Source organism: uncultured Alistipes sp. (assembly GCF_910580175.1).
Taxonomy (GTDB): Bacteria; Bacteroidota; Bacteroidia; order Bacteroidales; family Rikenellaceae; genus Alistipes.
Genome location: NZ_CAJTXD010000002.1, coordinates 275,785 through 302,694, shown reverse-complemented (window position 1 = coordinate 302,694; position 26,910 = coordinate 275,785). Strand labels below are relative to the sequence as shown.

Below are 26,910 nucleotides of genomic sequence, written 5' to 3'. Positions count from 1 at the left end.
CATGCTGATGGGCGACCTGCTGGACGAATTTTTCCGCCGTCCCCACATCGCCGCCAAAGTAGCCGAGGGCAAACTGCCCGAGACGTGGCGGGCCATCGTCGGCGACCGGGCCGCAGACCTGACGACCGACCTGCGGCTGGAAAGACACATCCTGCATGTGCGTATCCAATCGGGCGTCCTGCGCACGGAGCTTTTCTACCAGCGCGATGCGCTGCGCGACGAAATCAACCGCCGCTCGGGCGTGCGGATCGTCAATGCGGTAATCATCAGATAAAAACCCACCCCTTTTTGCACGAAGATCGCCCAGCGTCCCCGCGCAAAACGCACGTCGCACACCGAAGCACCAAAATTTACCCCTGCCGCATCCGTTTGCAGCAGGGGCGAATCTTCTGAAAAAGAGAACTTCAATTGCACTTTCCGGCCTTTTCGTACCGGGCCGGACGGTTCATCAACCGCACTTGGAATAGCCGCACGACATGCAGGTAAGGCAACCGTTCTGGTAGGCCATGTTCTCCTGTCCGCACGAGGGACACTTGCCTTTGGACTTGGTGCCGTCGGCAATATAACGCTTGATGGCGCGGCAAACGCCCGTCTTCCAGGTGTTGATCGACTCGCTGTCGAGATGCAGCGACTCGATGAGCGACACGGTTTTCTCGATGGGCATGCCGTGGCGCAGAACGCCGGAGATGAGTTTGGCATAGTTCCAGAACTCCTCGTTGAACAGACGCGAAATGCCGCCGATAGTATTCGTATACCCGTAGCGATCCTTATACTGAAAGTCGTAACGCTTCGTGCCGTCCTCCTCGCGCACCTTGATGATGAAACCCTTGGTAATCTTGCGGGGAATATACATGGCGTCCTCCTCGATCTTGCCGGTAAAGACCTCGTAGGGGCGACCGTCCTGCAACCCGACGAAAGCGATCCAGTCCTCCGAACCGTTCTTGAACCGCACGATGTCGGCCGGAATCGACTTGGGACGCTTGGGCGCCTGCCCGGGATGCTCCTCGCATTTGCGCTTGGACTTGGCGCCCTTCTCGATCAACACGCCCTCGCGGCAGCCGTCGCGATAGACCGTCACACCCTTGCAACCGCACTCCCAAGCCGTACGATAAACATCGGCGACCAACTCCTCCGAGACGTTGTTGGGCAGGTTGACCGTGACGGAGATCGAATGGTCGACCCACTTCTGGATGGCACCCTGCATCTTGACCTTGGCCACCCAGTCGATGTCGTTGGCCGTGGCCTTGTGGTAGGGCGACGCCTCGACCCACCGCTGCAACTCGTCGTCGGAGATCGAAGCGAGCCGGGAGGTGTCGTAACCGTTGGCTTCGAGCCACTTGACGAAATTATGGTGGTAGACGTTGTACTCCTGGAACTTTTCGCCGGTCTCGTCCTCGAAATCGACATGCGTATCGTGATCCGAAGGATTGATCTTGCGCCGCCGCTTGTAGACGGTGCGGAAAACCGGCTCGATGCCCGACGTGGTCTGCGACATGAGCGACGTAGTGCCCGTAGGCGCAATGGTCAGCATGGCGATGTTGCGGCGCCCCTTCCCGACCATCTCGGCGTAGAGTTCGGGATCGGCCTCGCGGATGCGCTCGATCATGGGGTTGTTCTTCTCCTTGGCAGCGTCGTAGACGGCGAAAGCGCCGCGCTCGCCGGCCATCTTGACCGACGCGCGGTAAGCCTCGATGGCCAAGGTCTTCTGCACCTCGACAGCGAAAGCGATGGCCTCATCGGAACCGTAGCGCAATCCCAAGGCGGCGAGCATGTCGCCCTCGGCCGTGATGCCCAGGCCTGTGCGACGCCCCTTGAGGGCCATCGTCCGGATCTTTTTCCACAAATCCAACTCGACGCGGCGCACGTCCTCGTCCTCGGGGTCGGCGGCGATCTTCTCGATGATCAGCTCGACCTTCTCCAACTCCAGGTCGATGATGTCGTCCATCATGCGCATTGCCTTGGCTACGTGCTCCTTGAACTTGGCGAAGTTGAACTTGGCCTGCTTGGTAAAAGGATCGTCGACATAGGACAACAAATTGAGCGCCAGCAAACGGCACGAATCGTAGGGACACAAGGGAATTTCGCCGCACGGATTGGTCGAAACCGTGACGAAACCCTCGTCGGCATAGCAATCGGGGATGCTCTCGCGGATGATCGTATCCCAGAACAACACGCCCGGTTCGGCCGACTTCCAAGCATTGTGGATGATCTTCTCCCACAACTTCCGGGCGTCGATCTGCTGCTCGTACTTGGGCTTGTCGGAACCGATGGGGAACTGCTGCCGGTACTTCTTGCCGGCGACGGCGGCACGCATGAACTCGTCGTCGATCTTGATCGAGACGTTGGCGCCGGTAACTTTGCCGGTGTCGACCTTCGCGTCGATGAACCGCTCGGCATCGGGATGCTTGATCGACAATGAAAGCATCAGAGCACCGCGCCGGCCGTCCTGCGCCACCTCGCGCGTAGAATTGGAATAACGCTCCATGAAAGGCACGATACCGGTCGATGTGAGGGCCGAGTTGAGCACGGGGCTGCCCGTGGGGCGGATGTGCGAGAGGTCGTGCCCCACGCCGCCGCGCCGCTTCATGAGCTGCACCTGCTCCTCGTCCATGCGGAAGATGCCGCCATAGGAATCGGCGGGGTTCTTGTGCCCGATGACGAAACAATTGGAAAGCGAGGCGACCTGGAAATCGTTGCCGATACCGGTCATGGGGCCGCCCTGCGGAATGACATAACGGAAGTGGTCGAGCAAGGCGAACACTTCGTCGGCCGACATGGGATCGGGATACTTTTTCTCGATCCGCGCGATCTCCCGGGCGATGCGCTCGTGCATCTGCCGCGGCGACTTCTCGTAAATGTTGCCGAACGAATCCTTGAGGGCATATTTGCTGACCCACACCGTAGCGGCAAGTTCGTCGCCGTCGAAGTAGACCTTCGATTCGGCCACGGCGTCGTTGTAGTCGACCTTCTGCGGAGCAGGCGGATTGGAAACTTTTGCCATAATATATCGATACCTTTTTTGATTGTTCCTTTCGGAAGTCCCTGCGACGGGGACGGTTTTGCAAAGATGGCGCATTCCGGGCAAATATCCCAACAATCGCGGCGCGAATTATACACAAATTATCTACAAAAAGGTGCAGTGCGCTTCAAGTAACTGAAACACACCGCACCCGGCTATTTCAACAACATGTATTTATTCAATGCGAACGACCGGAACCGTTTTTACAATCTCCGCCTTGCTTTCGTAATTATTCGGCCAGCGCGGCGTTGCGACCCATTCGCCCGACCACGAACGACAGGAGTGCGAACCTGTGCCGGGTCGGCGACCTTCTGTTTTTCAACACTCGTCCCGCGACACCAACGGATACAACTTTTCCGTCGTTTTACTTTGCCGCCACGGCGTCGATTTCGACCAGGGCGCCCATCGGGAGCGCGGCGACTTCGAAGCAGATGCGGGCAGGCATTTGCGAGGTAAAAAATTCGGCATAGACGGCATTCATGGCCGCAAAGTCGGAGATATGTTGCAACAAGACGGTGGTCTTCACTACATTGTTGAACCCGTAGCCCGCTTCGGCGAGGATATGGCCCAGATTCGTCAATGACTGCCGCGTCTGGGCTTCGATGCCCTCGGCCATCTTGCCGGTGGCACCGTCGATGGGCAGTTGGCCCGAAACATAGAGTGCGCCGCCGGCCTCGACAGCCTGCGAATAAGGCCCCACGGCTTGGGGAGCCAGAGGCGAAGCAATGATCTTTTTCATAGGAATTTCGTTTTGAGGGAATACGCGTTACGGGCCGCACTCCCGGATACCATAAATGCTTTGCGGAACGCTCTCATGCCGCGCTCCGAAACAAAGATACGATTTATTCTCTATATTTGCAGCCGAACAACCGACAGAAAAGATGAAAACCTTTGCAAAAATAACAATGGCGATCGCCATCGCCTTGCTGGCGACCGGCTGCTGCCCTTGCCGCTCCTACCAGAAAAAGACCCGCCGGCCGCTGGTCGGCACAACGTGGCAGCTCGTCCAACTCGGCGGCCGGAGCATCCGCCCGCAAAACGGGCACTTTACCCTCCGGCTCGCGGCAGCCGACGAACTGACCGGCACGGGAGCCTGCAACCGGCTGAGCGGCAAATATGCAACGGACAAGAAACGCACGCTCGAATTCGGCCCGATCGCCGCTACACGCATGACCTGCCCCGATCTGCCCCAGGAAGAGGCGTTCATCCGGGCGCTCGAAACGACGACCCACTACGACATGGACGGGCCGATGCTCCTGCTGCTTGCCGACGGCGAGTTGCGGGCGGTCTTGCAGGCAGTCCCCGAACCCGACGAAAAATAACAAAACAACGGCTTGACGCCGCCGTTACCGAAGCCGCAGATTTCCGAAGTCACAAGTTGCCGAAACCGCAGGTTACCGAAGTCGCAAATTTCCGAAATCGCAGGTTGCCGCATCAAAACCGAAGCCGTCCCGAAAAATCGGGACGGCTTCTCTATTTATACGGATTTTCCCGGCTACTCCAAACCGTAGCGTGCCTCCTGAATCTGCTTGAAAAGAGCGTAGCGTACCGACTGCAAAGCCCTCGATTCGGCCTCCATCCGCTCCACTTCGGGCCACTCGTTGCGAATCGCATTCATCTGCTTCATCGAAATGACCGACTGCACAGGCATCTCGCGGCCTTGCTGCCGATACCACTCCACCACATGGCGCAACACAGCCATATCGCGGTCGAAAAGCGCCTTGTCGCGAGCGGCTATCGCAAGACGATACTCCGGATTATGGGTTCGCAGGCTGTCGTACATGCGATCGTAGCCTATCTTGTTTTCCACGGCCCGGGGGTTCTCCTTGGGCAGATCCTTCACATATCGATACTCCTTGTGCAACTTTTCGTATTCGGGCGCTGTGCGCAGGACATCCTGCCAGGCCTTGTAACACGCGGCATAATGTTCATACAAGGCTTCGATCTGCGGAACGCTGTCGCGAATGGCCTGCAAATTCACGCCCGGATAGTCCGAAAGCCGGACCACCCGGCCCTCGCGTTCTGCCAGAATCATGTAACACGCCCACTTTTTCCGGCTCAATTCCATAGTCAAGCGCTCCTGCTCCGCATCGAGCGTCTCCAGCCTGCGCTCCAGCTCTTCGATGCTGGGCTGTTTCTTCTTGGGCTTCGCCGCGTCGGCCGCACCCCAGCAGAGCACGGACGCCACGAACACCAATATCCATCGTTTCATAATTGACAGTTTCATATAAAAAACAGCAAAAAACAGAGCAACCAAAATCTAATTAGGGCGGTCAATACGCAATGGAGGAGCAGAAAGTTTTTAAAGATACGAATAAGCGAGGGCAAAAGCAAGCTCGCTTGCATTTTGCCGAGCGCGAGTATCTTGGGCGCAGTCAAATATACGAAAAAATCGCGCCCCGAAACCCCGAAGCACGATTTTTCAGCACCGAATCCTTACTTCAAATAAGGATTGACCTTATGCCACTCCTCGACGGGCGGAATGATGCCCATGGCGATTACCTCGTCGCGGAGCTTGCAAAGATGCTTGTAGCTCTCGACAAGTGCGGCGTGCTCCTCGGGCGTGCCCTGCACGTTCTTGTACTCGACGCCCTCGGGTCCGATGGAGGTTTCCATGGCCATGAGGATATGTTTGAACTCGTCGTTATGCACGTAGACGCCGGCCGGATAGGTAAACGGCTTGCCGCCCATGGCCGCCGCGATCATACAGATCGAGAGGTAGGCCGGACTCTGGAACGACGAACGTCCGCGCAGTTCGATGATGCGCTTGCCGCCCTGGATGACCCGCCGCTGCAACTCGTGCCAGTCGGCCTCGGGCATTTCATGACCGATGAGTTCCGACAGCGGACGTCCGGCTACGAGCGTCGTCGAGGCGAAAACGGCCATCTGCTCGCCATGACCGCCGTAGGTGCGGCAATTGCGGATTTCGTCGGGCGAAATCTTGAAATACAGGGCCAGCTCCGAGCGCAGACGCGTGGAATCGAGCGCCGCGAGAGTCGACACCTGCGACGGATGCAACCCGCCATGGATCAAGGCCACGAGACCCGTGATATCGGCAGGATTGAAAATGATGACCACGTGCTTGACATCGGGACAATACATCTTGAGGTCCTTGCCCAGCTGGGCGGCGATCTCGGCATTGCCCTTCAAGAGGTCTTCGCGCGTCATACCGGCCTTGCGGGCGGCTCCGCCCGACGAAACGACATAGGAAGCCCCCGTGAGTGCATCGCCGATGTCCGACGTCCAAGTGATGTTCACGCCCTCGAACGCGCAATGGCGCAACTCCTCGACCACACCCTCCAACGCCGGAGCGAAAGGGTCGTAGAGGCAGATGTTGGGCGTCAGACGCATCATCAAGGCAGTCTGGGCCATGTTGGAACCGATCATACCGGCTGCGCCGACGATCGTCAATTTTTCATTGGTAACGAAATCCATAATAAACAATGTATTGAATCTTTATGTTTGCAAGCGATTTTCCGCCCCGGCCCGCACATCGCGGTCGCCCGCCCTTTTCGGAGAAGAACGGAGGCTTTGTCATCATTCGATCTCCCGACGGTTCAACAACGCATGCGTGATGGTCAGTTCGTCGACATATTCCAACTCATCGCCGAAGCCGATACCGCGGGCGATCGAAGTGATCTTCAAGCCAGAATAATGCCGCAAACGACTCATCAGGTAAAAAAGCGTCGTTTCGCCCTCGACCGAGGTCGAAATGGCCAAGATCACTTCCTTGATGCCGCCCTGCGCGATGCGGTCGCACAACAGATCGATCTTCAGATCGGAAGGGGCAATGCCCTGCATGGGCGAAATCACGCCGCCCAGGACATGGTACAACCCCTTGTACTGGTGCGTATTCTCGATCGACAGCACGTCGGCCACCTGCTCGACGACGCACACCGTCGCACGGTCGCGCTCCTGGTCGGCGCAGATCGGACACACCTCCTCGTCGGAAAGGTTGTTGCAACGTGCGCAATATTTGATTTGACCGCGAAAACGGTCGATACTGCGGGTCATCTCCGCCACGGCCTCGGGTTCCATACGCAAAATGTGCATGGCCAGACGCAACGCCGTGCGCTTCCCCACACCGGGCAGAAGCGAAAGTTCGCCCACCACGTCCTGCAAGAGTTTCGACATCAGATGACCTCGATTTTACGGCATTCCAGCCACCCTTTCTTCCCGTCGTCGATCACGATCTCGCACCACTCGTCGAGCCGGTCGGCGATACGCACGACGGTACCTTCGTGCAAGACGAAAAGGTCGGTCGCCGACTTGTCGGGCGAACTCTTCACGGCGGCCGCCGTCGCCATGACCACAGCCTGCGTACGATCGAGCGCTGCGCGCCTTTCAGCCGCAGCAAAACAAGTGGCGCAGACGAAGATTACCGCAGCGGCAAGCGTTCCATAGAACCCGGCCTTACGCAACGGCAACCGCTGAGCCAACAAATAAAGCAGAAACAAAGCCAACGCACAGACCAACGCTGCGAGCGACAAACCCGTCCAGGCCGAGCCGCTCATGATCTGCCGCACGCCCCGCATCCAGACGACGAAGAAAAATTCGGGAATCTTCTCGATATGGTCTTTCGTGCGGGCTTCGGCCACGCTGAGGTTATAACGGATGTCGCCGTTGCCGGGAGTCAGACGCAAGGCCCGCCGATAGTACAGAACCGCCTTGCCCAACCGATCCTCCTTGAAACAAGCATTGGCCAGGTTGTAATAGAGCTTCCCGGAAACCGCCCCTTGGGCGAGCAACCGCTCGTAGGTGTCGGCCGCAGTATGGAAATCGCCGTTGATATAGGCCGTATTGGCTTGATCCCACAAATTGTCGACGGTCGCTTCCACCGCCGGAGTCTCCTCCTGCCGGGTCGGTAAAGCGTCGGAAGCCGCAGCGGACTGCGCCGGCATGTCGGCGAACTCCTCCGACCGTGTTTCCTGCGCCTGCGCAAGGCCGCAGCCCAGACCGAGGGCGCATACAACCATGATGAATCGTCTCATAAACACTTCTATCGTTTAATCATCGTCTCGATATGCGAAACCAGATCGACACCCTCGGCATAGACATCGCTCATGCGGGCCGATGCTGCGGGAGCATATTGCGCCTCATCGCACTGGGCGATGATGGCGGTAAAGCGCTGCGCCTGCTCGACGGGCACGCCGCGCTTGTGCAGCTCCTCGCGCACATTCTCTTTGGTCAGGTTGGCAACGGGAATGTTGAGCTTATCGCTCACATACCCCCACAACGCCCGCAGCATCTCCTCGTAGAAAGCATGACGGTTCTCCTGCTCCATATGCTTCTTGGCGACCCGGAAACGCGAAACGGCGACTTTGTTGGCCCGCTTGCCGCGCACGACGGCCACGTTCTGCGACTCGCGGATACGCTTGCGCAAAGCGACGTAGGCCGCCCCGAAAAGGCACAGGATGCCGCCGACCGCCGCCCAATAGAGGCCGCTGAAAAGGAACGGCCGCCGCTCGGGACGCAACCGCACGCCACCCAACTTGATGAAACGTATATCCTGCCCCAGCAACCGCACCTCCTCCTTGGAGATGCCGCGGCCCTGCATGACGACAGCATCGCCGCCGCCCTGGGCATCGGGCACGACATGAAGCTCGATGGGCTTCGAACGCAGGGTCTTATACTCCATGCGCGAGGGATCGAAGTAAGTGAACTCGATAGGTGCGATTTCGTAATCGCCCTCGGCCCGCGCGATGAACGGATATTCGAACTGCCGGTAACCGGAGATTCCGGCCGCCGAAGCGTTGATCGACTCCGTAGTCTTGACGTTGTACTGCTCGAACGAAGCGGGCAACGCCAATTTGGGCGCCTGCACGAAAGTAAGGTTGCCCGTGCCGGAAATCTTGACCGTGCAGGTCGCGGCCGAATTGGCCGAAAGCTGCCCGGCGGGCGGCACGGTCTGCATGTCGAAACGCCCGACGGCTCCGCCGAACCCTGCGGGAGCACCCCCCGGCAGAGGCTTGACGGTCACGTTGATGCGCTGGCTCTGCAACTTGCGCGGCACATTATAGATTTCGGGGCCGCCGCCGAAGAAAGGATCGATATTGTGCCGGCTCTGCACGACGACCTGCGCCACGGCGGTCAACTCGGCCGGGTCGATGGTCAACGTCCCGGCCTGCTGGGGATAGAGCAGGTATTCGCGGGCGACCAGCGTCTCGTAGACCTTGCCGTTGAAAGTCTCGCGCTGCCGCCGGGCATTGTCCGCATCCAACTCCTGCGCCCAGAACCCGTTGAACGACGGGAATTTGACATCCTGGTAACCGGCAACGTTGACTCGCTCGTAGAGTTTGAAGGTAACCCGCAGCGGCTCGCCCTTGAAGACCGACGAACGCGAAACGACGGCCCGCAACAACAAGTCGTCCTTGGCGATCTCGCCCTGCGCCCGGCTTGCCTCGTCTTGCGGCTCCCGGCGGTCGTCGGCTCCCGGCTGCGAAGCCGAACCGCCCGCCGGCTCGTCGACGACCTCAAGGGCCAGGGGACGGGTGCGGTACACGGTGCCGTCGACAGCGATTTCAGCCGAGCCGACGGTAAGGTTGCCGACGCTCCGGGGCAACAACACGAAAGTGATGGTGTAATTGACACTTTTGGTCATCGCGCCGTTGATGATCTGAATCGACGATCCTTTCGACACGGCAGGCCCGGCCAGCACGTCGAACCCCTCGAACGAAGGCGCCACGAACGAATCGTCATCGGGCTTGGCATTGAGCGCGAACTCGACGCGGAACGCCTCGCCGCTGGCCACCATCAAGGGCGACGAAACCTCGAACACCACTTTCTCGGCAGCCCGAAGCGACAGACATCCGATCACGCAAAGCAGGACGAAACCTATTTTCGCAAAACCTTTCATCGAACTTACAACGTAATTTCCTAAGCTATTATTTTCTCAATGAACGATTTCTAATGCTTGAAATCGGCAAAGAAATCGTTGCCCTTGTCGTCGACGATGATGAACGCGGGGAAATCCTCGACATAGATTTTCCGCACGGCCTCCATACCCAACTCGGGGAAGTCGACGACCTCGACCGACTTGATCGAATTCTTGGCCAGGATGGCTGCCGGCCCGCCGATCGACCCGAGGTAGAAACCGCCGTTGGCCTTGCAGGCGTCGGTAACCTCCTGCGAACGGTTGCCCTTGGCGACCATCACGAGCGAACCGCCATGTTTCTGGAACAAGTCGACGTAGGGATCCATACGCCCTGCGGTGGTGGGGCCGAACGAACCCGAAGCCATGCCGTCCGGCGTCTTGGCGGGGCCGGCGTAGTAGACGGGATGCTTCTTGAAGTAGTCGGGCATGGGTTTGCCCTCGTCGAGCATCTGCTTGATGCGCGCATGGGCGATGTCGCGGGCGACGATCAAGGTGCCCTTGAGGTTCAGACGCGTCTTGATGGGATAGCGGGTCAGAATCTCGCGCACCTTGTCCATGCCTTCGTCGAGGTCGATGTCCACGGCGGGCGACATGGCCGGCGCCTCCTTGGGCAGGAACCGTGCCGGATTCTTCTCCAGCTCCTCCAGGAAAATGCCCTCGGGCGTGATCTTGGCCTTGATGTTGCGGTCGGCCGAGCAGCTTACGCCAATAGCGACGGGGCACGAAGCGGCATGACGCGGAGCGCGGATGACACGCACGTCGTGCACGAGGTACTTGCCGCCGAACTGGGCGCCGACGCCCGACTGCTGGCAGATCTTCAGCACCTTCTCCTCCCATTCGAGGTCGCGGAAACAGCGGCCGCCCTCGTTGCCCGACGTGGGCAGCTCGTCGAGGTAACCGGCCGACGCTTTCTTGACGGTCGAGAGGCACATCTCGGCCGATGTGCCGCCGATGCAGAGGGCCAGATGGTAAGGCGGGCAGGCCGACGTGCCGAGGTCTTTGATATGCTCGGCGATGAACTTGGTCAGCGACTCTTCGTTCAAAAGCGCCTTAGTCTGCTGATAGAGGAAGGTCTTGTTGGCCGAACCGCCGCCCTTGGTAATGAAAAGGAACTCGTATTCCATGCCGGGCTTGCCGCCGTAGATGTCGATCTGCGCGGGCAGATTGGTGCCGGAGTTCTTCTCCTCGGTCATGGTAAAAGGCACGACCTGCGAATAACGCAGATTGCGCTCCTTGTAAGTCTCGTAAACGCCGCGGGCGATGCTCTCGGCATCGTCGGCCCCGGTAAAAACGTCCTCGCCCTTATGGCCGATGCAGATGGCCGTGCCGGTATCCTGACAGGTGGGCAGCTCGCCCTCGGCCGAGACGCACTGGTTGAGCAGCATGGTATAAGCCACGAACTTGTCGTTGTCGGTAGCCTCGGGGTCGTCGAGGATGTCGCGCAGCTTCTGCAAGTGGGACGCACGCAAGTAGAACGACACGTCGCTGTAAGCCGCCTTGGACAACAGCTCCAGACCGGCAGGATCGACCTTGAGGATCTTACGGCCGTCGCACTCGACGACCTTGACGTAATCTTTGGTCAGCAGACGGTACTGCGTTTTGTCCTCCCCCACGGGGAACGGCTCCTGGTAGATGAATTCGGCCATAACACTTATAATTTATGTTTATATTAGTTTCAAAATCACTCGATCAACTTAAACTTTGCAAAAATACAAATAAGCGAGAGCAAAAGCAAGTTTGCTTGCATTTTGCCGAGCGAGCGTATTTTCGGCGAAGCCAAAAATACAAAAAACTCTCCGGATTGCCCAACAAAACCGGATGATTTGTTATCTTATTAACAGCACACTCCCCATCCACGGCCGAACCGGCATCAGGATACGCACCGAACGATACGGCCGCCACACCTCGATGACAATGATCGGCCCCCGATGGCAGCGATCCGCCGGCGGCCTGCCGCAAAAATCCATTAGCCTGCAACTTTTCCCTCCTCGCCAAACTTCGAACCGGTTCGGCGCGGCCCTCGGCTTGTCCCGAAGATTGTTATTATTTTAACAAAAAACGCATGAAAAGAATCATTCTTAAGATTATTTAATTAAATTTGTGCGGTTTTTGAGTGCGAACGATTCACTGCTAAAAATAACGATTATGGTATCTTACAAGGAACTGGGCTTGGTCAACACCCGCGAGATGTTCGCCAAAGCCATCAAGGGCGGCTATGCCGTTCCGGCCTTCAACTTCAACAACATGGAGCAGATGCAAGCTATCATCCAGGCTTGCGTCGAAACTTCGTCGCCTGTGATTCTCCAGGTGTCGGCCGGCGCGCGCAAGTACGCCAACCAAACGCTGCTGCGCTACATGGCCCAGGGCGCCGTGGAGTATGCCAAGGAACTGGGTAAGAACATCCCCATCGTGCTGCACCTCGACCACGGCAACTCGTTCGAGCTGTGCAAGGACTGCATCGACATGGGTTTCTCGTCGGTAATGATCGACGGTTCGGCGCTGCCCTATGACGAAAACGTGGCGCTGACGAAAAAAGTCGTGGAATACGCTCATCAGCACGACGTGACGGTCGAGGGCGAACTGGGCGTGCTGGCCGGCGTCGAGGACGAAGTGGCTTCCGAGCACTCGCACTACACCGACCCTGCCGACGTGGAGGATTTCGTGAAGAAGACCGGCGTAGACTCGCTGGCCATCTCGATCGGCACGTCGCACGGCGCCAACAAGTTCAAGCCCGAACAGTGCACGCGCAACGCCGAAGGCATTCTGGTTCCGCCCCCCTTGCGTTTCGACATTCTGAAAGAGATCGAGAAGCGCATCCCGGGCTTCCCCATCGTGCTGCACGGCTCGTCGTCGGTGCCGCAGGAATATGTGAAGATCATCAACACGCACGGCGGTGCACTGAAAGATGCCGTCGGCATTCCCGAGGAGCAGCTGCGCGAGGCTGCCAAGAGCGCCGTCTGCAAGATCAACATCGACTCGGACGGTCGTCTGGCCATGACGGCCGCCGTACGCACGGTGCTGTCGGAGCAGCCCGCCGAGTTCGACCCCCGCAAGTACTTAGGCCCGGCCCGCGAAGAGCTGAAGAAGCTCTACAAGCACAAGTGCGAGAACGTCCTCGGCTCGGCCGGCAAAGCATAAGGATGATTCCTGACAAGGCATCCGGGTGCATCCGGCCCGGATGTGGTTACAAAAAAAATCTGTCTGCGTTATGCAGACAGATTTTTTTATAACTCCGCAAAAAACAGCCCAAGCAAAGCACCTGCCGGCCGCTTACTTTTCGAGCGTCACGCTTACCCGGTCGAGCTTGCCGCCCAACGGCGGAGCGAGTTTGGAGACGGTGCAGGAGAGATGCCGGATTTGCGGAAAAGCGGCGTAGAGCGCATCGATGATGTTCATCGCCACGCGCTCGATGGTGCGCTGCGTCACAGCCATGCGTTCGCGGACGACCTCGTAGACGGTCAGGTAGTTGACCGCCTTTTCGACGCAATCTTCGGCGGCCACGTCGCCCAATTCGGCCGTAATCGTCAGGTCGACCGTAAAGCGGTTGCCCACCTTGCGTTCGAGTTCATAACAACCGTGCAGTGCGTGGAACTCCATGCGCTCCAAGGTAATGCGATACTCCATTATTCGACGATGATGAGATAATAGTTCTTCTTGCCTCTCTGCACGAGCAGGTATTTGCCGGCGATCAAATCGGACTCGACGACGGGCCGCATCGGATCGGCCACTTTCTCCTTGTTGAGCGACACGCCGCCGCCCTGCACCATCTTGCGGCACTCGCCCTTCGAGGGGAAGACCTGCGCCTTCTCGGCTGCGAGGTCGACGAACGACAACTCCAGTTCGGCCCGCGCGATGCGGAACTGCGGCACCCCCTCGAAGACCTGCAAAAGGGTCGCTTCGTCGAGCTTGTGCAACGCTTCGGAAGTAGCGCCGCCGAAAAGGATGTCCGACGCCTCGACCGCCTTCTCGTACTCCTCGCGGGAGTGGATCATGGTGGTGATCTCCTGCGCCAGACGTTTCTGCAACACGCGCAAGTGGGGCGCGGCATCGTGCTCGGCAACGAGCGCTTCGATCGTTTCGCGGTCGAGCAGGGTAAAAATCTTGATGTAGCGCTTGGCATCCTCGTCGCTGACGTTGAGCCAGAACTGATAAAACTTATAAGGCGACGTGTACCGCGGATCGAGCCACACATTGCCGCTCTCGGTCTTGCCGAACTTGGTGCCGTCGGCCTTGGTAATCAGAGGACACGTAATGGCGAACGCCTCGGACTCGGAACCTAACTTGCGGCGGATCAACTCGGTGCCGGTAGTGATGTTGCCCCACTGGTCGGCACCGCCGAGCTGGATTTTGCAGTTCATCGTCTCATAGAGGTGCAGGAAGTCGTAGCCCTGCACGAGCTGGTAAGTGAACTCGGTAAACGACATGCCGTCGCCCTCGCCGTTGAACCGCTTCTTGACCGAATCCTTGGCCATCATGTAGTTGACCGTGATGCACTTGCCGATGTCGCGGATGAAGTCGAGGAACGAAAAGTCCTTCATCCAGTCGTAGTTGTTGACCATGACGGCGGCATTGGGCGCATCGGACTCGAAATCGAGCAGTTTGGCCAGCTGGCGCTTGATCGCCTCCTGGTTATGACGCAGGGTGGTTTCGTCGAGCAGGTTGCGCTCCTGCGACTTGCCCGAGGGGTCGCCGATCATGCCGGTGGCTCCGCCGACGAGCGCCAGCGGACGATGGCCGCACAGCTGGAAGTGCTTGAGGATCATCACACCCACCAGGTGGCCGATATGCAGCGAGTCGGCCGTGGGGTCGATGCCCAGATAAGCCGTCGTCATCTCCTTTTCGAGCTGTTCCTTCGCACCGGGCATGATCGTGTGGATCATGCCACGCCATTCGAGTTCTTCGATAAAATTTTTTGCCATATCACTTTTTACTTTTACTCCATTTCCAAATCGAGCGCCTTGCGCAGTTCCGTTACCAACGGATTCTTCTCCGAAAGGAACTTGACCTTGTCCTCCGGCTTGATGGGACGGGCGGCGCGAATCTCCTCGTTGACCGTTACCTCCAGATCCAGGGCGCCCTCGATGCCTGCAAGCTCGGCGATGCGCATCAACATTGCAGTTTTGTTGCGCAGTATTTCCTCCCGCAACTCGGCCGTAGGCACGCTCACGGCGATCGCGTTGTCGCGGAAAGTCATCAACTCGAACACCGGAACGAAACGCGGACGTTTGGCCTTGATCAATTCCAGAATCCGACCGCGGGCACGCTCCAACTTCTCGCTGCACGCCGGGTCGAAATCGGGGTCTTCCATCCGCTCTTCCGGATAGCCGCCCTCCTCCGCATCCTCGGAAGCAGCGCCCGCCGCGAGCAGATCGGCCAGCGAAGCGCCCGAAATCAAGGATTTGCGCGGAGTGCGGGGAGCGGAGGACTTCGGAACCGCGCTCCCGACCGACGCAGACGCCGCAACCGAATTATCAGCCTGCGGCCCGGCGGCAGGTGCAGCCGGACTTGCGGATGCTTGCGAAGCCGATGCAACGGACGTATCTACGACAGGTATATTTGCGCCAGGCGTATTTGCAGCGGATATATCTGCCGGTTGCGATTCCGGTTCCGAGTTCGTAGCTTCGATCGCCGGCTTCGAGAGCGGTTCCGAGTTCGGATTCGGCACAGCTTCCGCCGAAGTTTCGGCTGCCGCCGGACGTGCTGCAACAGCAGCCGGCACCGCGGCACTGCCCGCAGCGCCGCAGGGAGCCTGCGGCTGCAAGTCGGGCAAAGGATACTCCTCGGAAGAAGAAGTCAGGGGATCATTTTTTTTTTGGCCGAGCCTCGCGATTTTCATCAGGCCCAGCTCCACGAGCAGCCGTTGGTTGGAAGACTGCCGTATTTTGCCGTCGAGTTCCGTCAGGCAGGCGATGGCCCCGAACAAGAATCCGACATCGCAGGCGCCCGCCTGCGTCCGGTATCGTTCGAGCAGTGTCCCGGTCATCTCGATCAGCCGCAAGGTTTCAGGCCGGGCCGCCATCAACAAATCGCGCAAGTGGCGGTTGAGACCCGACATGAACGTCTGGCCCGAGAAGCCTTTGGCGAGCACCTCGTCGAAAGCGACGAGCGCCCGCACGTAATCGCCGGCGAGCAACATTTCAGTAACGCTGAAATAGGTATCGTAATCCAACACGTTGAGTGTCTGGGCCACCTGACGATAGTCGAGCGTCGTGCCGCAGAACGACACGGCCTTGTCGAACATCGACAAGGCGTCGCGCATGCCGCCGTCGGCTTTTTGGGCGATGAGGTTCAACGACTCCTCGTCGGCCGCGACGCCCTCCGACGACGCGATATATTTAAGGTATTCGACCGCATCTTCAACACGGATGCGGTTGAAATCATAGATCTGACAACGCGAAAGGATCGTGGGGATGATCTTGTGCTTCTCGGTAGTGGCCAGGATGAAGACGGCATGGGCGGGCGGCTCCTCCAGTGTCTTGAGAAACGCATTGAAAGCCGCAGCCGAAAGCATGTGCACCTCGTCGATGATGAAGACCGAATAGCGCCCCACCTGCGGGATGATGCGCACCTGCTCGATCAGCGTGCGGATATCCTCCACGGAGTTGTTCGATGCGGCGTCCAACTCGTGGATATTGAGCGAACGCCCCTCGTTGAACGAGCGGCACGACTCGCACTCGTTGCACGCTTCGGCCCCGTTGGGCGACAGGCAGTTGATCGCCTTGGCGAAAATGCGCGCGCAGGTGGTCTTGCCCACGCCGCGCGGCCCGCAGAAGAGGTAGGCATGGGCCAGCTGCCCGCGCTCGATGGCGTTTTTCAGCGTAGACGTAATATGCTTCTGCCCCACGACCGACGCAAAGGTCGCAGGACGGTATTTTCGTGCACTGACTATGAATTCGCTCATAATAGTGCAAAGATACGAAAAGCCGAGCGCAATGCCAAATTTATTTGAGCATGGCCAAGGCAGAGTATCGACGTATCTGCCGAATTGTCCGAAGAGGCAACCCGCATTGTCAGTTCCGGCTGTCGCATTGACCGGACGGAGCAGACAAAAAATGTCAAAAACCGACACGATGTCCGAAACACGCAGTGTGGCAGGCCATTTGTGAAAGAAAGGTCAACGCAACAAACGAAACACAATCTGCAAATTATGAATATCAACACTCTGACCATCAAGGCGCAGGAAGCGCTCCAGGCGGCGCTTTCGCTGGCACGCGAGCGGGGGCAGCAGGCTGTCGAACCGCTCCACCTGCTTTCGGTTCTCGTGCGCGAGGACGATTCGCTGGCCGCATTCCTCCTGGGGCGCGTCGGCGTCAACGTACGCGGACTGCGCGAGGAGGCCGAACGTGCCGTAGACGCACTGCCCCGCGTGGAGGGCGGCGGCGAACAGTTCTTCTCGCAGGACGTCACGCGGACGATCCAGAAAGCCGTCGACTTCACCAAGAACTTCGGCGACAAATATGCGTCGGTCGAGCACCTGCTGCTGGGTCTGGTGGCCGAGCGCGGCGCAGCCTCGGAGATGCTCAAGCGCCACGGCGCCACGGAAAAGGAACTGATCGAAGCGATCCGCACCTTCCGCAAGGGAGCGACGGTCGACTCTCCCACGTCGGAACAGCAGTTCGACGCCCTAGGCAAGTACGCCGTCAATCTCAACGAACAGGCCCGGGCCGGCAAGCTCGATCCGGTCATCGGGCGCGACGAAGAGATCCGCCGGGTGCTGCAAATACTCTCGCGCCGCACGAAGAACAACCCCATCCTCGTGGGCGAAGCGGGCGTGGGCAAAACGGCCATCGCCGAAGGCATCGCGCGCCGCATCATCGACGGCGACGTGCCGGAGAATCTGAAAAACAAGGCAATCTACTCGCTCGACATGGGCGCGCTGATCGCCGGCGCGAAGTATCAAGGCGAATTCGAGGAACGCCTGAAAGCCGTGGTGCAGGAAGTGGTGGCGAGCGACGGCGAAATCCTGCTCTTCATCGACGAGATCCACACGCTGGTGGGCGCCGGCAAGTCGTCGGGGGCGATGGACGCGGCCAACATCCTCAAACCGGCCCTGGCGCGCGGCGAACTGCGCACCATCGGCGCCACGACGCTGGACGAATTCCAGAAATACTTCGAACAGGACAAGGCGCTCGAACGCCGCTTCCAGAAGGTGATGGTCGACGAACCGACGCGCGAAGACGCCATCTCGATCCTGCGCGGACTCAAGGAACGCTACGAAAACCACCACCAGGTGCGCATCAAGGACGAAGCGATCGTGGCGGCCGTCGACCTCTCGACGCGCTACATTACCTCGCGCTTCCTGCCCGACAAGGCGATCGACCTGGTGGACGAGGCGGCCTCGCGCCTGCGTCTGGAGATGAACTCCGTGCCCGAGGAGATCGACACCCTCGACCGCCGCGTACGCCAGCTGGAGATCGAACGCGAAGCGATCCGCCGCGAGAAGGACAAGGAACGGGTGGAGCAGCTCACCCAGGAGATCGAGGAACTCAAGTCGCGCGACGCGGCGATGCGCGCCAAGTGGCAGGGCCAGCGCGACCTGCTGCGCAAGATACAGGACAACAAGGACAAGATCGAACGCCTCAACGTCGAAGCCCGCCAGGCCGAACGCGAAGGCGACTACGGCCGGGTGGCCGAGATCCGCTACGGCAAGATTCAGCAGGCTGAAAAGGAGATCGAAGCCTTTCAGGAAGAATACCGCCAGACGGCCGCCAACGGCTCGATGATCAAGGAGGAGGTCGACGCCGAAGACGTGGCCGAAGTGGTATCGCGCTGGACGGGCGTTCCGGTGACGCGGATGCTGGCCTCGGAGCGCGAGAAACTGCTGCACATGGAAGAGGAGCTGCACAAGCGCGTAGTGGGACAGGAGCAGGCCATCGCGGCGATTTCCGACGCCGTGCGCCGCTCGCGGGCGGGCCTGAACGACCCGCGCAAGCCTATCGGCTCGTTCATCTTCCTCGGCACGACGGGCGTGGGCAAGACCGAGCTGGCCAAGGCGCTGGCCGAATTCCTCTTCAACGACGACCAGATGCTCACGCGCATCGACATGAGCGAATACCAGGAACGCCACAGCGTCTCGCGGCTGGTGGGCGCCCCTCCGGGATACGTGGGTTACGACGAGGGCGGCCAGCTGACCGAAGCCGTGCGGCGCAAACCCTACTCGGTGGTGCTCCTGGACGAAATCGAAAAGGCCCATCCCGACGTCTTCAACATCCTGCTTCAGGTGCTCGACGACGGCCGTCTGACCGACAACAAGGGCCGCACGGTCGACTTCCGCAACACCATCGTCATCATGACCTCGAACATGGGGGCGCAGATCATCCAGGAGCGTTTCGCGGCGGCGGCCGACGGCAAGCGGCTCGATCCGGAGGTGGTGGAAAAGACGCGCGGCGAGGTGGTCGACTTGCTCAAGCAGCACCTCAAGCCGGAGTTTCTGAACCGCATCGACGAAATCGTGATGTTCGAACCGCTGACGCATGCCGACATCGAACGCATCGTCGACATCCAGTTAGGCATCGTGCGCAAGATGCTCCTCGGCAATGGCATCGTGCTGGAATACACCGAAGCGGCGCGCCGATGGATAGCCGATGCAGGGTTCGATCCGCTCTACGGCGCCCGTCCGGTCAAGCGGACCATCCAGCGCTACGTGGTCAACGACCTCTCCAAGCGGATTCTGGCCGGCGAAGTCGACCGCTCGAAGCCTATCCGCATCGACGCGGCGGACGACGGGCTGACGTTCGAAAATTGAAAAGTCGGGAGGTCTGCAATCGCAGACCTTTCGTTTTTCATAATCCTTTTTGGGCCAGCAGCCACGCCAGCCGGTTGTAGAAGTTGAGCACGGGCGTGCGCCAGGCGACGGGCAGCGCATTGAGCACGCGCACCTTGCGGAGCGTACGGCGATAAGTGCGGGTAAACGAGAAGGTGCGGACGGCGCGGGCGGCCTCCTCGGTGCCGCCCTTGGCGCTCAGCACCAAAGCCTTGCCCAAAGCGGCACGGGCAATGAACTCGCGTTCCTCGATGGGTGCAGCCGGGTCGTAAAGCGCCTCGAACGAGCAGTCGCACGCTTCGGGGGTATAGATGGCGGCCGAACGGTTGGCGGCCGTCTTGGAGTAGCAGACCAGCCGCGCCGGCGAGAAGCAGACCGGCAGGCGGCGCGCAATCTTGACCCACAAATAGAGGTCTTCGCCGATTTTCATACCGGGCGGGAAGCCGCCGACCTCGTCGAAGACGCGGCGCGGTACGACGCTGGCCGAAGGAATGGAGATGTAGCGGTGGGCCGAGTCGCGAAAGAAGTTGTCGACGACGCCCCGGCGGTCGGGACAAGGAACCGGGAAACGCCCTCTGCCGTCGAGAACCCAGAAAGCGGTGGAATAGATGCCGCAGCCGGGAAACTCCGCAATCAGCGCAGCGATTTCGGCCAGATAACCCGGTTCCCAGCAGTCGTCGGCATCGAGAAAGGCGATGTATTCGCCCCGCGCTTCGGCCACGGCCCGGTTGCGGGCGACGCAGACCCCGGCGTTGGACTGCACGAGGAGCCGCACCAGCGGCGAACCGATGGCCCGCACGACTTCGGCACTCCCGTCGGTCGAACCGTCGTCCACGACGACGATCTCCACGGGCGGCAGCGTCTGCGCCAGCACGGAGCGGAGCGTACCGGCAATCTCCCGTTCCTTGTTATAAAGCGGGATAATTACCGAAATGGAGGAATCGGACATAACCATTCTTTTTTGCGAAGATACCGATCTTTTGCTACTTTTGCAAATAAAACCCTTGCCGATGACTCCCTTCGAAAAACTCGACCGCTTTCTGCGCAATCTCTACGAAACCGGATTCTACTTTCTGGCGATGGCTGTGAAGGAGAATTTCCGCAACTACGTCGGCCGGGCAGGCACGGCGGGCGCGCCGGCACCGACGATGGCGATTCTGGGCAACGGCCCGGCGCTGGCCGGCGAACTGCCCCGGCTGCTGGAAGCGAAGCGGGGGGGGGAGCGCGATTTCATGGCGGTCAACTTCTTCGCTGAGGACCCCCGTTTCACCGAACTGCGCCCGGCTTATTACGTACTCTCCGACCCGATGTTCTTCCGCGATACGGACGAAAGCGAACGGGTCGAAGCGCTCTACCGCACGATGAACGAACGGGTGACGTGGCCGATGAATCTCTATGTACAATATTATAATCCCGAGCGGTTCGACTACCGGGCCGCTCTGCCCAACCCCCATATCCGCATCGTGCCGTTCCACACGCTGATGTACCGCGGATTCCGCCGGCTCGAATTCCGGCTCTACCGCCACGGACTGGGCAGCGCCAACTTCGGCACCGTGGTGCAGGTGGGCGAATACATTGCGTTGTTGCTGGGATACAAGCGGATCGAACTCTACGGCGTGGATCACACGCTTCTGGAGGGGCTGTGCGTAGACGACGTCAACCGGCTGTGCCGCGCCGACCGCCATTATTATGACGACGGAGCGCCTGCCGCACTGCGGCCGATGTTCCAGAAAGCGCCGCGGAGGCCCTATACGATGTCGGTCTATCTGGCCGAGGTAGCCGAGTTGTTCCGCGGCCACGAAGTGCTGCGCGACTACGCCGCGACGCTCGGCGCCCGCATCGTCAACCGCACACGCGGCTCGATGATCGACGCCTACGAACGGGAAAGATTCTGAAAAGACAGGCGGTTCTCCGAACTGCGCGAGCCGCAGCCGATTTCCGCACACCCCGAGTTCCCGGCAGATACAAAAAAGCCCCCGGCACAGTCTTTCGACCGATTCCAGAGGCTGGGATACCCGCCTGCCCGCACCCTACGCGAATACGGTCGCGGCCATGCGATAATTTCCTTACTCGATATATTTCCCGACGAATTCTTTTACCCGCCGGGTGTATTCCTCGCGATTGTCGCGGTAGGAAAGCGCGTGCGCGGCGCCCGGCACGACCCACAACTCCTTGTCGCCCTGCTGCTTGGCATCGTAGAGCGGGTAGACCATTTCGGTGGGTACGAAGTCATCGGCATCGCCATGGATGAAAAGCATCGGCAGGGTGCTTTTGCGTACCTGCTCCAAGGCCGAAGCCTCGCAGAAATTCCATCCATAACGCAAATCGCACAGCCCGCTGGCGACGGGAAGCAACGGGAAAGCCGGCAAACGGAACTGCTCCTTGAGTTCCTTGGCAAACTGGTCGCGAACGCTGGTATAGCCGCAATCCTCGACGAAACATTTCACGTAGGGCTGCTGCTGCTCGCCCGAAACCATCATCGTGGTGGCGGCGCCCATCGAAATGCCGTGAACGACCATCTGCGTATGACCGCCGAAAATCCCGTTGGCGATCTCCATCCACCGCAGCACGTCCAGCCGGTCTTTCCACCCCATGCGGATGGCCCGGCCCTCGCTCTGCCCGTGGAAATAGAGGTCGGGCAGCAGGATGTTGTAACCCAGGTCGCGGTTGTACAGATAGCCGATCATCAGCATGCGGACGGCGTTGTCGGTATATCCATGTACGATGACGGCCGTGCGGTCGGTCGGCTTGGGCGCAAAAGCATAGATGGCGTGCAGCCGCTCGCCCTCGGCTCCGACGATCGTGGTGTCGCGCAGGGCGCCCGTGGTTTCGAGACTATCAAGCCACGGCCCGAGGAACGGATAGTCGGCCACCATGTCGCGGCGGGCCGATTCGTTCTTGGCCCGCATGATTTTTCGGGGCGTGAGCGAATAACCCAACAAATAGAGACTCCCGCCGGCCACAACACCCACAGCGACGGCTGCAACGACGGCCGCCCAACGCAACGATTTTTTCATGGACTTCATTTTTTCGGTCAATGCTCCGCCATGCGGCAAGAACCGCACCGGAAAAGGAACATCAGGACAAAATACGATCGACGGGACGGCGTCAAGCTACACCGAGTTTCTGCCGGATGTGCACAAGCATGTCGTCGGTCATGCGCGCAAGATCCCACTCGGGTTTCCAGCCCCACTCCTCGCGGGCGCAGGTGTCGTCGAGCGAATTGGGCCAGCTCTCGGCAATGGCCTTTTTGACAGGATCGACGTCGTAGTCCATCTTGAAATCGGGCATGCGCTTCTTGATCTCGGCGCAGATGATTTCAGGCGTGAAACTCATCGAGGCGAGGTTGAAACTATTGCGATGGAGGAGCTTCGCGGGATCGGTCTCCATCAACTCGACGCATGCGCGCAAGGCGTCGGGCATGTAAATCATGTCCATATAGACGTCCGCAGGAATGGGACACGTGAAACGCCCCGACCGCACGGCCTCGTAGTAGATTTCGACCGCATAGTCGGTCGTGCCGCCGCCGGGCAGCGTGACATTGGAAATGATGCCGGGGAAACGCACCGAACGCGTGTCGACACCATATTTATGATGGTAATAGTTGCCGAGCATTTCGCCCGTGTACTTGCAGATGCCGTAGATCGTCGTGGGCTGCATGATCGTGTCCTGGGGCGTGCCGTCCTTGGGCGACGAGGGGCCGAACGCCCCGATCGACGAAGGCGTGAAAAGGGCGCAATGGTGCTGGCGCGCCACTTCGAGCGAATTGTTCAATGCCCCCATGTTGACGCTCCAGGCCATCTGGGGATTGCGCTCGCCGACGGCCGACAACAAAGCCACGAGGTTGAAAATGGCGTCGATATGGTAACGGGCCACGATCGACGCCATGGCCGTCGCATCCAGCGCATTGAGCACTTCGAACGGGCCGTCCTCGCCCAACTCGCGGCAATCGCGCATGTCGGTGGCCACCACGTTGGAGCCGCCGTAAATACCCCGCAGGTAACACGTCAATTCGGAACCGATCTGCCCGCCGGCACCTACTATCAAGATTCTCTTCATCGATTTAAGTTGTTATTTGAAAGTAAAGGTAGAAAAATATTACGAAATATGTACATTTTTTTTGTCTTTTCATTTTTCTTGTGTACTTTTGCACCACTCTTAGGAGGGAACGCTGTCTTAGCTCAGTGGTAGAGCACTTCCTTGGTAAGGAAGAGGTCGTGAGTTCAAGTCTCATAGACAGCTCGGATTCGAAAGAGACCGTCGGTCGTGACGGTCTCTTTTTTCGTAACGTACAGCACCATCATGACCGATCTCGAACCCATCCGCCTGGCAGGCGTCGCCGACCGGCGGCCCCTGGTCATCGCAGGGCCGTGCAGCGCCGAAACCGAAGCCCAGACGCTCGACACGGCGCGCGGGCTGGCCGCCGCAGGCATCCGCATCTTCCGCGCAGGACTCTGGAAACCCCGCACCAAGCCGGGCGGATTCGAAGGCGTGGGCGCCGCAGGCATCGCCTGGCTGCAGCGCGTCAAGCGCGAAACGGGCATGTACGTAACCACCGAAGTCGCTACACGCAGCCATGTCGAGGCCGCCCTTGCGGGAGGTATCGACCTGCTATGGATCGGCGCCCGCACGACAGCCAATCCGTTCGCCATGCAGGAGATCGCCGACGCACTGGAGGGCCGCGACATCCCAGTGCTGCTGAAAAATCCGATCAGCCCCGACCTCGAACTCTGGATCGGCGCCGTGGAACGGCTCCGCAATGCCGGGCTTCGCCGCCTGGGCGTCATCCACCGCGGCTTTACCTCGATAGACCGCAGCCGCTACCGCAATCACCCGATGTGGGCCATCCCCATCGAACTGCGCCGCCGCTTCCCCGCGTTGCAGATCTTCTGCGATCCGAGCCACATCGGCGGCCGCCGTGAACTGATCGCTCCGCTTGCGCAGCAAGCCATGGACATGGGGTTCGACGGGCTGTTCGTCGAGGTGCACTGCGCCCCCGACCAAGCATGGAGCGATAAAACGCAACAAATTACCCCGCAGGTTCTTGTTCAACTTATTGAAAATCTGACGATCCGCGAAACAACGACGACCGACTGCCTCGACGAGCTGCGGACGCAGATCGACAAACTGGACGACCGGCTGCTGGAACTGCTGGCCGAACGCATGCGAGTGGCCTGCGAAATCGGCCGCTGCAAAAAAGAACACGGCATGCCGGTGCTTCAGACCCGGCGCTACGAAGAACTGCTCGCACGTCGTACGACGCAGGCCGTAGAACTGGGCATGGACGAAGAATTCATGCGCAGCGTGCTCCAAGCCATACACGAAGAGTCGATCCGCCAGCAGATGGGGACGATCGACGAAAAATAAGACGACCGCATCGACGGATAATCGAAACCCCGCCCTTCGGGCAGGACGCTGGTCAACGCCCTGCCCGCGCAGCTTTCCGATCGTCGAGAATGGCGGTCATGTGCTCCTGCGCCCAGCCGATGAGCGCATGGATATGGGGCAGGAGCGTCTGCGCACGCGGCGCGAGCCAATACTCCACCCGCGGCGGCACCTCGGGAAAGACTTTCCGCACCACGAACCCGTCCTCCTCCAACGTACGGAGGGTCACGGTCAGCATCTTCTGCGATATATCGGGCAACGCCCGCAAAAGCTCGCCGAAGCGCATCACGCCACCACGATCCAACGTAAAAATTACCAACAACGACCATTTATCGCCAATGCGCGCCAGCACATTGCGAATCGGGCACTCAAGCATCAAGGCATCTTGAACAACGTTTCTGTCCATAACTGCAATTTCTGAATTTACACTACAAAGGTAAGTAAAACAACAACAGGTTCCTACTCTTGCCCCGCTTCCGCAAACCCGTTTCAGCACCTACCCGCCCATCGATACGCCGCAAAAAAATTCCTCCAGCAACCCGCTCTGTTCCAGCATTCGTTACCGGAAAGTAACCAGCTGACTTTCAGGTATCTACTTGACATATTCTTTTCATCGGCCTATCTTTGCATTCGAAAAGAGACTAACAAACTTTGTTAAATTATCTTAATTTTCAAAAAGTTATTGTCATGAAAAAAATCTTGTTACCCCTCATGGGTCTTGCAACGCTTACCGCCCCGGCAAATGCCAAAGGCCGTTTCGAAACCTACGATCTGCAAGGATTCAAACTCCATGTCTATTACACGCACGATGCGATGGACAACGCAAGCTACATTATCGAAGGCGCGCAAACCCTCGTAACGATGGAGCACCCGCTCTTCAAGGAGAATGCCGCAGAATTCGACGCCTACATTGCCGGCCTGGGCAAACCGGTCGAGCAACGCATCGCCGACTATCATGTGGGAACCACCGGCCCCCACGACGTCGCAATGGCCGAGGGCATGCCCCGCTTCGTCGCCGGCCCGGTTTACGACGGCATAATGCGGCATTTCGCCCACGCATTCGGCGACACGATCGTCGACATGCCGACGGGCCGCACCGAAGAGATCGCTTTCGGCACGACGCACCAGTGGGCCGGCGTCCCGTTCGCATTCGCCCCGGGCGCCTCGTCCGACTTCCCGGCGGCAAGCATCCTGATCGGCGGACAACTCTACTACACCCACTGGGCACCCGCCCGGGCACACATGAGCCATCTTCAGATCAACTCGCCGGCCGCCATCGAAGCCGAGAAAGCCGAAGCCGAAAAGGCGCTCTCCTCGGGAGCCGAACTTTTCATCGGGGGTCACGGCGGCGCAGCACGCGCGGATACCGTGCGATTCAAGATCGACTACCTGCGCACCCTGCAACGGCTGCTGGACGAAAACGACACGCCCGAAACCCTGACGGCCGCTATTCGCGCCGCCTGGCCCAAACTGCCCGGCACAGAAGATGTTCCGGCACTCGCCGAAGCGCTGTTGTCCGCAAAATAAACCATATTTTTGCCCTTCCTTATCCCTGCCGCACTATATGTTCGGCAGGGTATTTTTTCCTGGGACATTGCTGCGCCCTCTTCTTCATCTTTTTTCGCATCAGGCGCACCGATTCGGATTTTATTGCTATATTTGCCCCGCAAAGGTTTCCGAAAAGGCCCCTTGCGGGCCGAGGAATGAAAAGGGAATGCAGTGAGAATCTGCGACAATACCCGTTGCTGTGAGTTCCGGCGCTCGGCTTCGTGCAGGGCGTAAAGATTTGCAATCCGCCACTGGCCTGCGGCCGGGAAGGCGCAAAGGAAGGAACGAGTCAGAAGACCTGCCGATGCTTGAACTGACAGA

General features: G+C 59.3%; 22 protein-coding genes, 1 tRNA gene and 1 riboswitch. Of the genes, 8 read left to right on the top strand and 15 right to left on the bottom strand.

Annotation, left to right across the window (positions count from 1 at the left end):
- Position 1 precedes the first annotated feature (1 nt).
- Positions 2–274 (top strand): DUF721 domain-containing protein, encoded by a 273-nt coding sequence (locus QZ298_RS03610; RefSeq protein ID WP_363323889.1) that lies wholly within the window; start codon positions 2–4, stop codon positions 272–274.
- Positions 275–448: 174 nt separating this feature from the next.
- Here the strand turns inward: QZ298_RS03610 and QZ298_RS03605 are convergent, their stop codons facing one another.
- Together QZ298_RS03605 and QZ298_RS03600 are read right to left on the bottom strand one after the other, a co-directional pair.
- A complete protein-coding gene (locus tag QZ298_RS03605) occupies positions 449–3,001 on the bottom strand; it encodes an adenosylcobalamin-dependent ribonucleoside-diphosphate reductase (RefSeq protein WP_296005395.1) in 2,553 nt (850 codons plus the stop codon).
- Between the two features lie 382 nt (positions 3,002–3,383).
- Entirely contained in the window at positions 3,384–3,758 is a 375-nt protein-coding gene (locus QZ298_RS03600; protein ID WP_296005393.1) for a RidA family protein, read from the bottom strand.
- A 142-nt stretch (positions 3,759–3,900) separates the two neighbouring features.
- On the opposite strand from QZ298_RS03600, the gene QZ298_RS03595 reads away from it, so the two are divergent.
- Complete coding sequence (locus tag QZ298_RS03595; RefSeq protein ID WP_296005391.1) at positions 3,901–4,341, top strand: META domain-containing protein; 441 nt, start codon at positions 3,901–3,903, stop codon at positions 4,339–4,341.
- A gap of 173 nt (positions 4,342–4,514) precedes the next feature.
- On the opposite strand, the gene QZ298_RS03590 is transcribed toward QZ298_RS03595, so the two are convergent.
- From QZ298_RS03590 to QZ298_RS03565, 6 genes are all read right to left on the bottom strand, one after another.
- Positions 4,515–5,231, bottom strand: a complete 717-nt coding sequence (locus QZ298_RS03590; protein WP_296005389.1) for a DUF5039 family protein — start codon at positions 5,229–5,231, stop codon at positions 4,515–4,517.
- Positions 5,232–5,455: 224 nt separating this feature from the next.
- Positions 5,456–6,454, bottom strand: coding sequence for a malate dehydrogenase (locus QZ298_RS03585; RefSeq protein ID WP_296005387.1), 999 nt, complete (start codon positions 6,452–6,454; stop codon positions 5,456–5,458).
- Positions 6,455–6,556: 102 nt separating this feature from the next.
- On the bottom strand, positions 6,557–7,153 hold the full coding sequence (gene recR, locus QZ298_RS03580; RefSeq protein WP_296005385.1) for a recombination mediator RecR: 597 nt from the start codon (positions 7,151–7,153) through the stop codon (positions 6,557–6,559).
- Positions 7,153–8,010, bottom strand: coding sequence for a tetratricopeptide repeat protein (locus QZ298_RS03575; RefSeq protein WP_296005382.1), 858 nt, complete (start codon positions 8,008–8,010; stop codon positions 7,153–7,155). The genes recR and QZ298_RS03575 overlap by 1 nt, the downstream gene beginning before the upstream one ends.
- An 8-nt stretch (positions 8,011–8,018) precedes the next feature.
- On the bottom strand, positions 8,019–9,875 hold the full coding sequence (locus QZ298_RS03570; RefSeq protein WP_296005380.1) for a BatD family protein: 1,857 nt from the start codon (positions 9,873–9,875) through the stop codon (positions 8,019–8,021).
- A gap of 50 nt (positions 9,876–9,925) precedes the next feature.
- Positions 9,926–11,539 (bottom strand): fumarate hydratase, encoded by a 1,614-nt coding sequence (locus QZ298_RS03565; protein WP_296005378.1) that lies wholly within the window; start codon positions 11,537–11,539, stop codon positions 9,926–9,928.
- 499 nt (positions 11,540–12,038) lie between these two features.
- On the opposite strand from QZ298_RS03565, the gene QZ298_RS03560 reads away from it, so the two are divergent.
- A complete protein-coding gene (locus tag QZ298_RS03560; protein WP_296005376.1) occupies positions 12,039–13,031 on the top strand; it encodes a class II fructose-bisphosphate aldolase in 993 nt (330 codons plus the stop codon).
- Positions 13,032–13,163: 132 nt separating this feature from the next.
- On the opposite strand, the gene folB is transcribed toward QZ298_RS03560, so the two are convergent.
- The 3 genes from folB to dnaX are packed head-to-tail and all read right to left on the bottom strand — an operon-like array spanning position 13,164 to position 16,794.
- Entirely contained in the window at positions 13,164–13,517 is a 354-nt protein-coding gene (gene folB, locus QZ298_RS03555; RefSeq protein WP_296005374.1) for a dihydroneopterin aldolase, read from the bottom strand.
- Entirely contained in the window at positions 13,517–14,812 is a 1,296-nt protein-coding gene (tyrS, locus tag QZ298_RS03550) for a tyrosine--tRNA ligase (protein ID WP_296005372.1), read from the bottom strand. The genes folB and tyrS overlap by 1 nt, the downstream gene beginning before the upstream one ends.
- A 14-nt stretch (positions 14,813–14,826) precedes the next feature.
- Complete coding sequence (gene dnaX, locus QZ298_RS03545; RefSeq protein WP_296005371.1) at positions 14,827–16,794, bottom strand: DNA polymerase III subunit gamma/tau; 1,968 nt, start codon at positions 16,792–16,794, stop codon at positions 14,827–14,829.
- Between the two features lie 246 nt (positions 16,795–17,040).
- Between dnaX and clpB the strand changes: the two genes are divergently transcribed.
- Positions 17,041–19,638, top strand: coding sequence for an ATP-dependent chaperone ClpB (gene clpB / locus QZ298_RS03540; RefSeq protein WP_296005369.1), 2,598 nt, complete (start codon positions 17,041–17,043; stop codon positions 19,636–19,638).
- Positions 19,639–19,675: 37 nt separating this feature from the next.
- On the opposite strand, the gene QZ298_RS03535 is transcribed toward clpB, so the two are convergent.
- Positions 19,676–20,605: a glycosyltransferase family A protein gene (locus QZ298_RS03535; protein ID WP_296005367.1), complete on the bottom strand. Its 930-nt coding sequence runs from the start codon at positions 20,603–20,605 to the stop codon at positions 19,676–19,678.
- A 61-nt stretch (positions 20,606–20,666) separates the two neighbouring features.
- Here QZ298_RS03535 and QZ298_RS03530 point away from each other — a divergent pair, with 61 nt between their 5' ends.
- Positions 20,667–21,551 (top strand): hypothetical protein, encoded by an 885-nt coding sequence (locus QZ298_RS03530; RefSeq protein ID WP_296005365.1) that lies wholly within the window; start codon positions 20,667–20,669, stop codon positions 21,549–21,551.
- Between the two features lie 171 nt (positions 21,552–21,722).
- On the opposite strand, the gene QZ298_RS03525 is transcribed toward QZ298_RS03530, so the two are convergent.
- The gene (locus QZ298_RS03525; protein WP_296005362.1) at positions 21,723–22,673 is read right to left on the bottom strand and encodes an alpha/beta hydrolase; all 951 of its coding nucleotides are present in this window, start codon (positions 22,671–22,673) and stop codon (positions 21,723–21,725) included.
- Positions 22,674–22,764: 91 nt separating this feature from the next.
- Positions 22,765–23,715 (bottom strand): NAD-dependent epimerase/dehydratase family protein, encoded by a 951-nt coding sequence (locus tag QZ298_RS03520; protein ID WP_296005360.1) that lies wholly within the window; start codon positions 23,713–23,715, stop codon positions 22,765–22,767.
- A gap of 111 nt (positions 23,716–23,826) precedes the next feature.
- Here QZ298_RS03520 and QZ298_RS03515 point away from each other — a divergent pair.
- Both QZ298_RS03515 and QZ298_RS03510 read left to right on the top strand, forming a co-directional pair.
- Positions 23,827–23,898: transfer RNA gene (locus tag QZ298_RS03515), tRNA-Thr, on the top strand.
- Between the two features lie 57 nt (positions 23,899–23,955).
- Positions 23,956–25,023: a bifunctional 3-deoxy-7-phosphoheptulonate synthase/chorismate mutase type II gene (locus tag QZ298_RS03510; protein WP_296005761.1), complete on the top strand. Its 1,068-nt coding sequence runs from the start codon at positions 23,956–23,958 to the stop codon at positions 25,021–25,023.
- Between the two features lie 52 nt (positions 25,024–25,075).
- Here QZ298_RS03510 and QZ298_RS03505 read toward each other — a convergent pair whose 3' ends face one another.
- Entirely contained in the window at positions 25,076–25,447 is a 372-nt protein-coding gene (locus QZ298_RS03505) for a helix-turn-helix domain-containing protein (protein WP_296005358.1), read from the bottom strand.
- 281 nt (positions 25,448–25,728) lie between these two features.
- Between QZ298_RS03505 and QZ298_RS03500 the strand changes: the two genes are divergently transcribed.
- Positions 25,729–26,568, top strand: coding sequence for a hypothetical protein (locus QZ298_RS03500; protein WP_296005356.1), 840 nt, complete (start codon positions 25,729–25,731; stop codon positions 26,566–26,568).
- A gap of 126 nt (positions 26,569–26,694) precedes the next feature.
- Positions 26,695–26,910, top strand: a riboswitch (cobalamin riboswitch).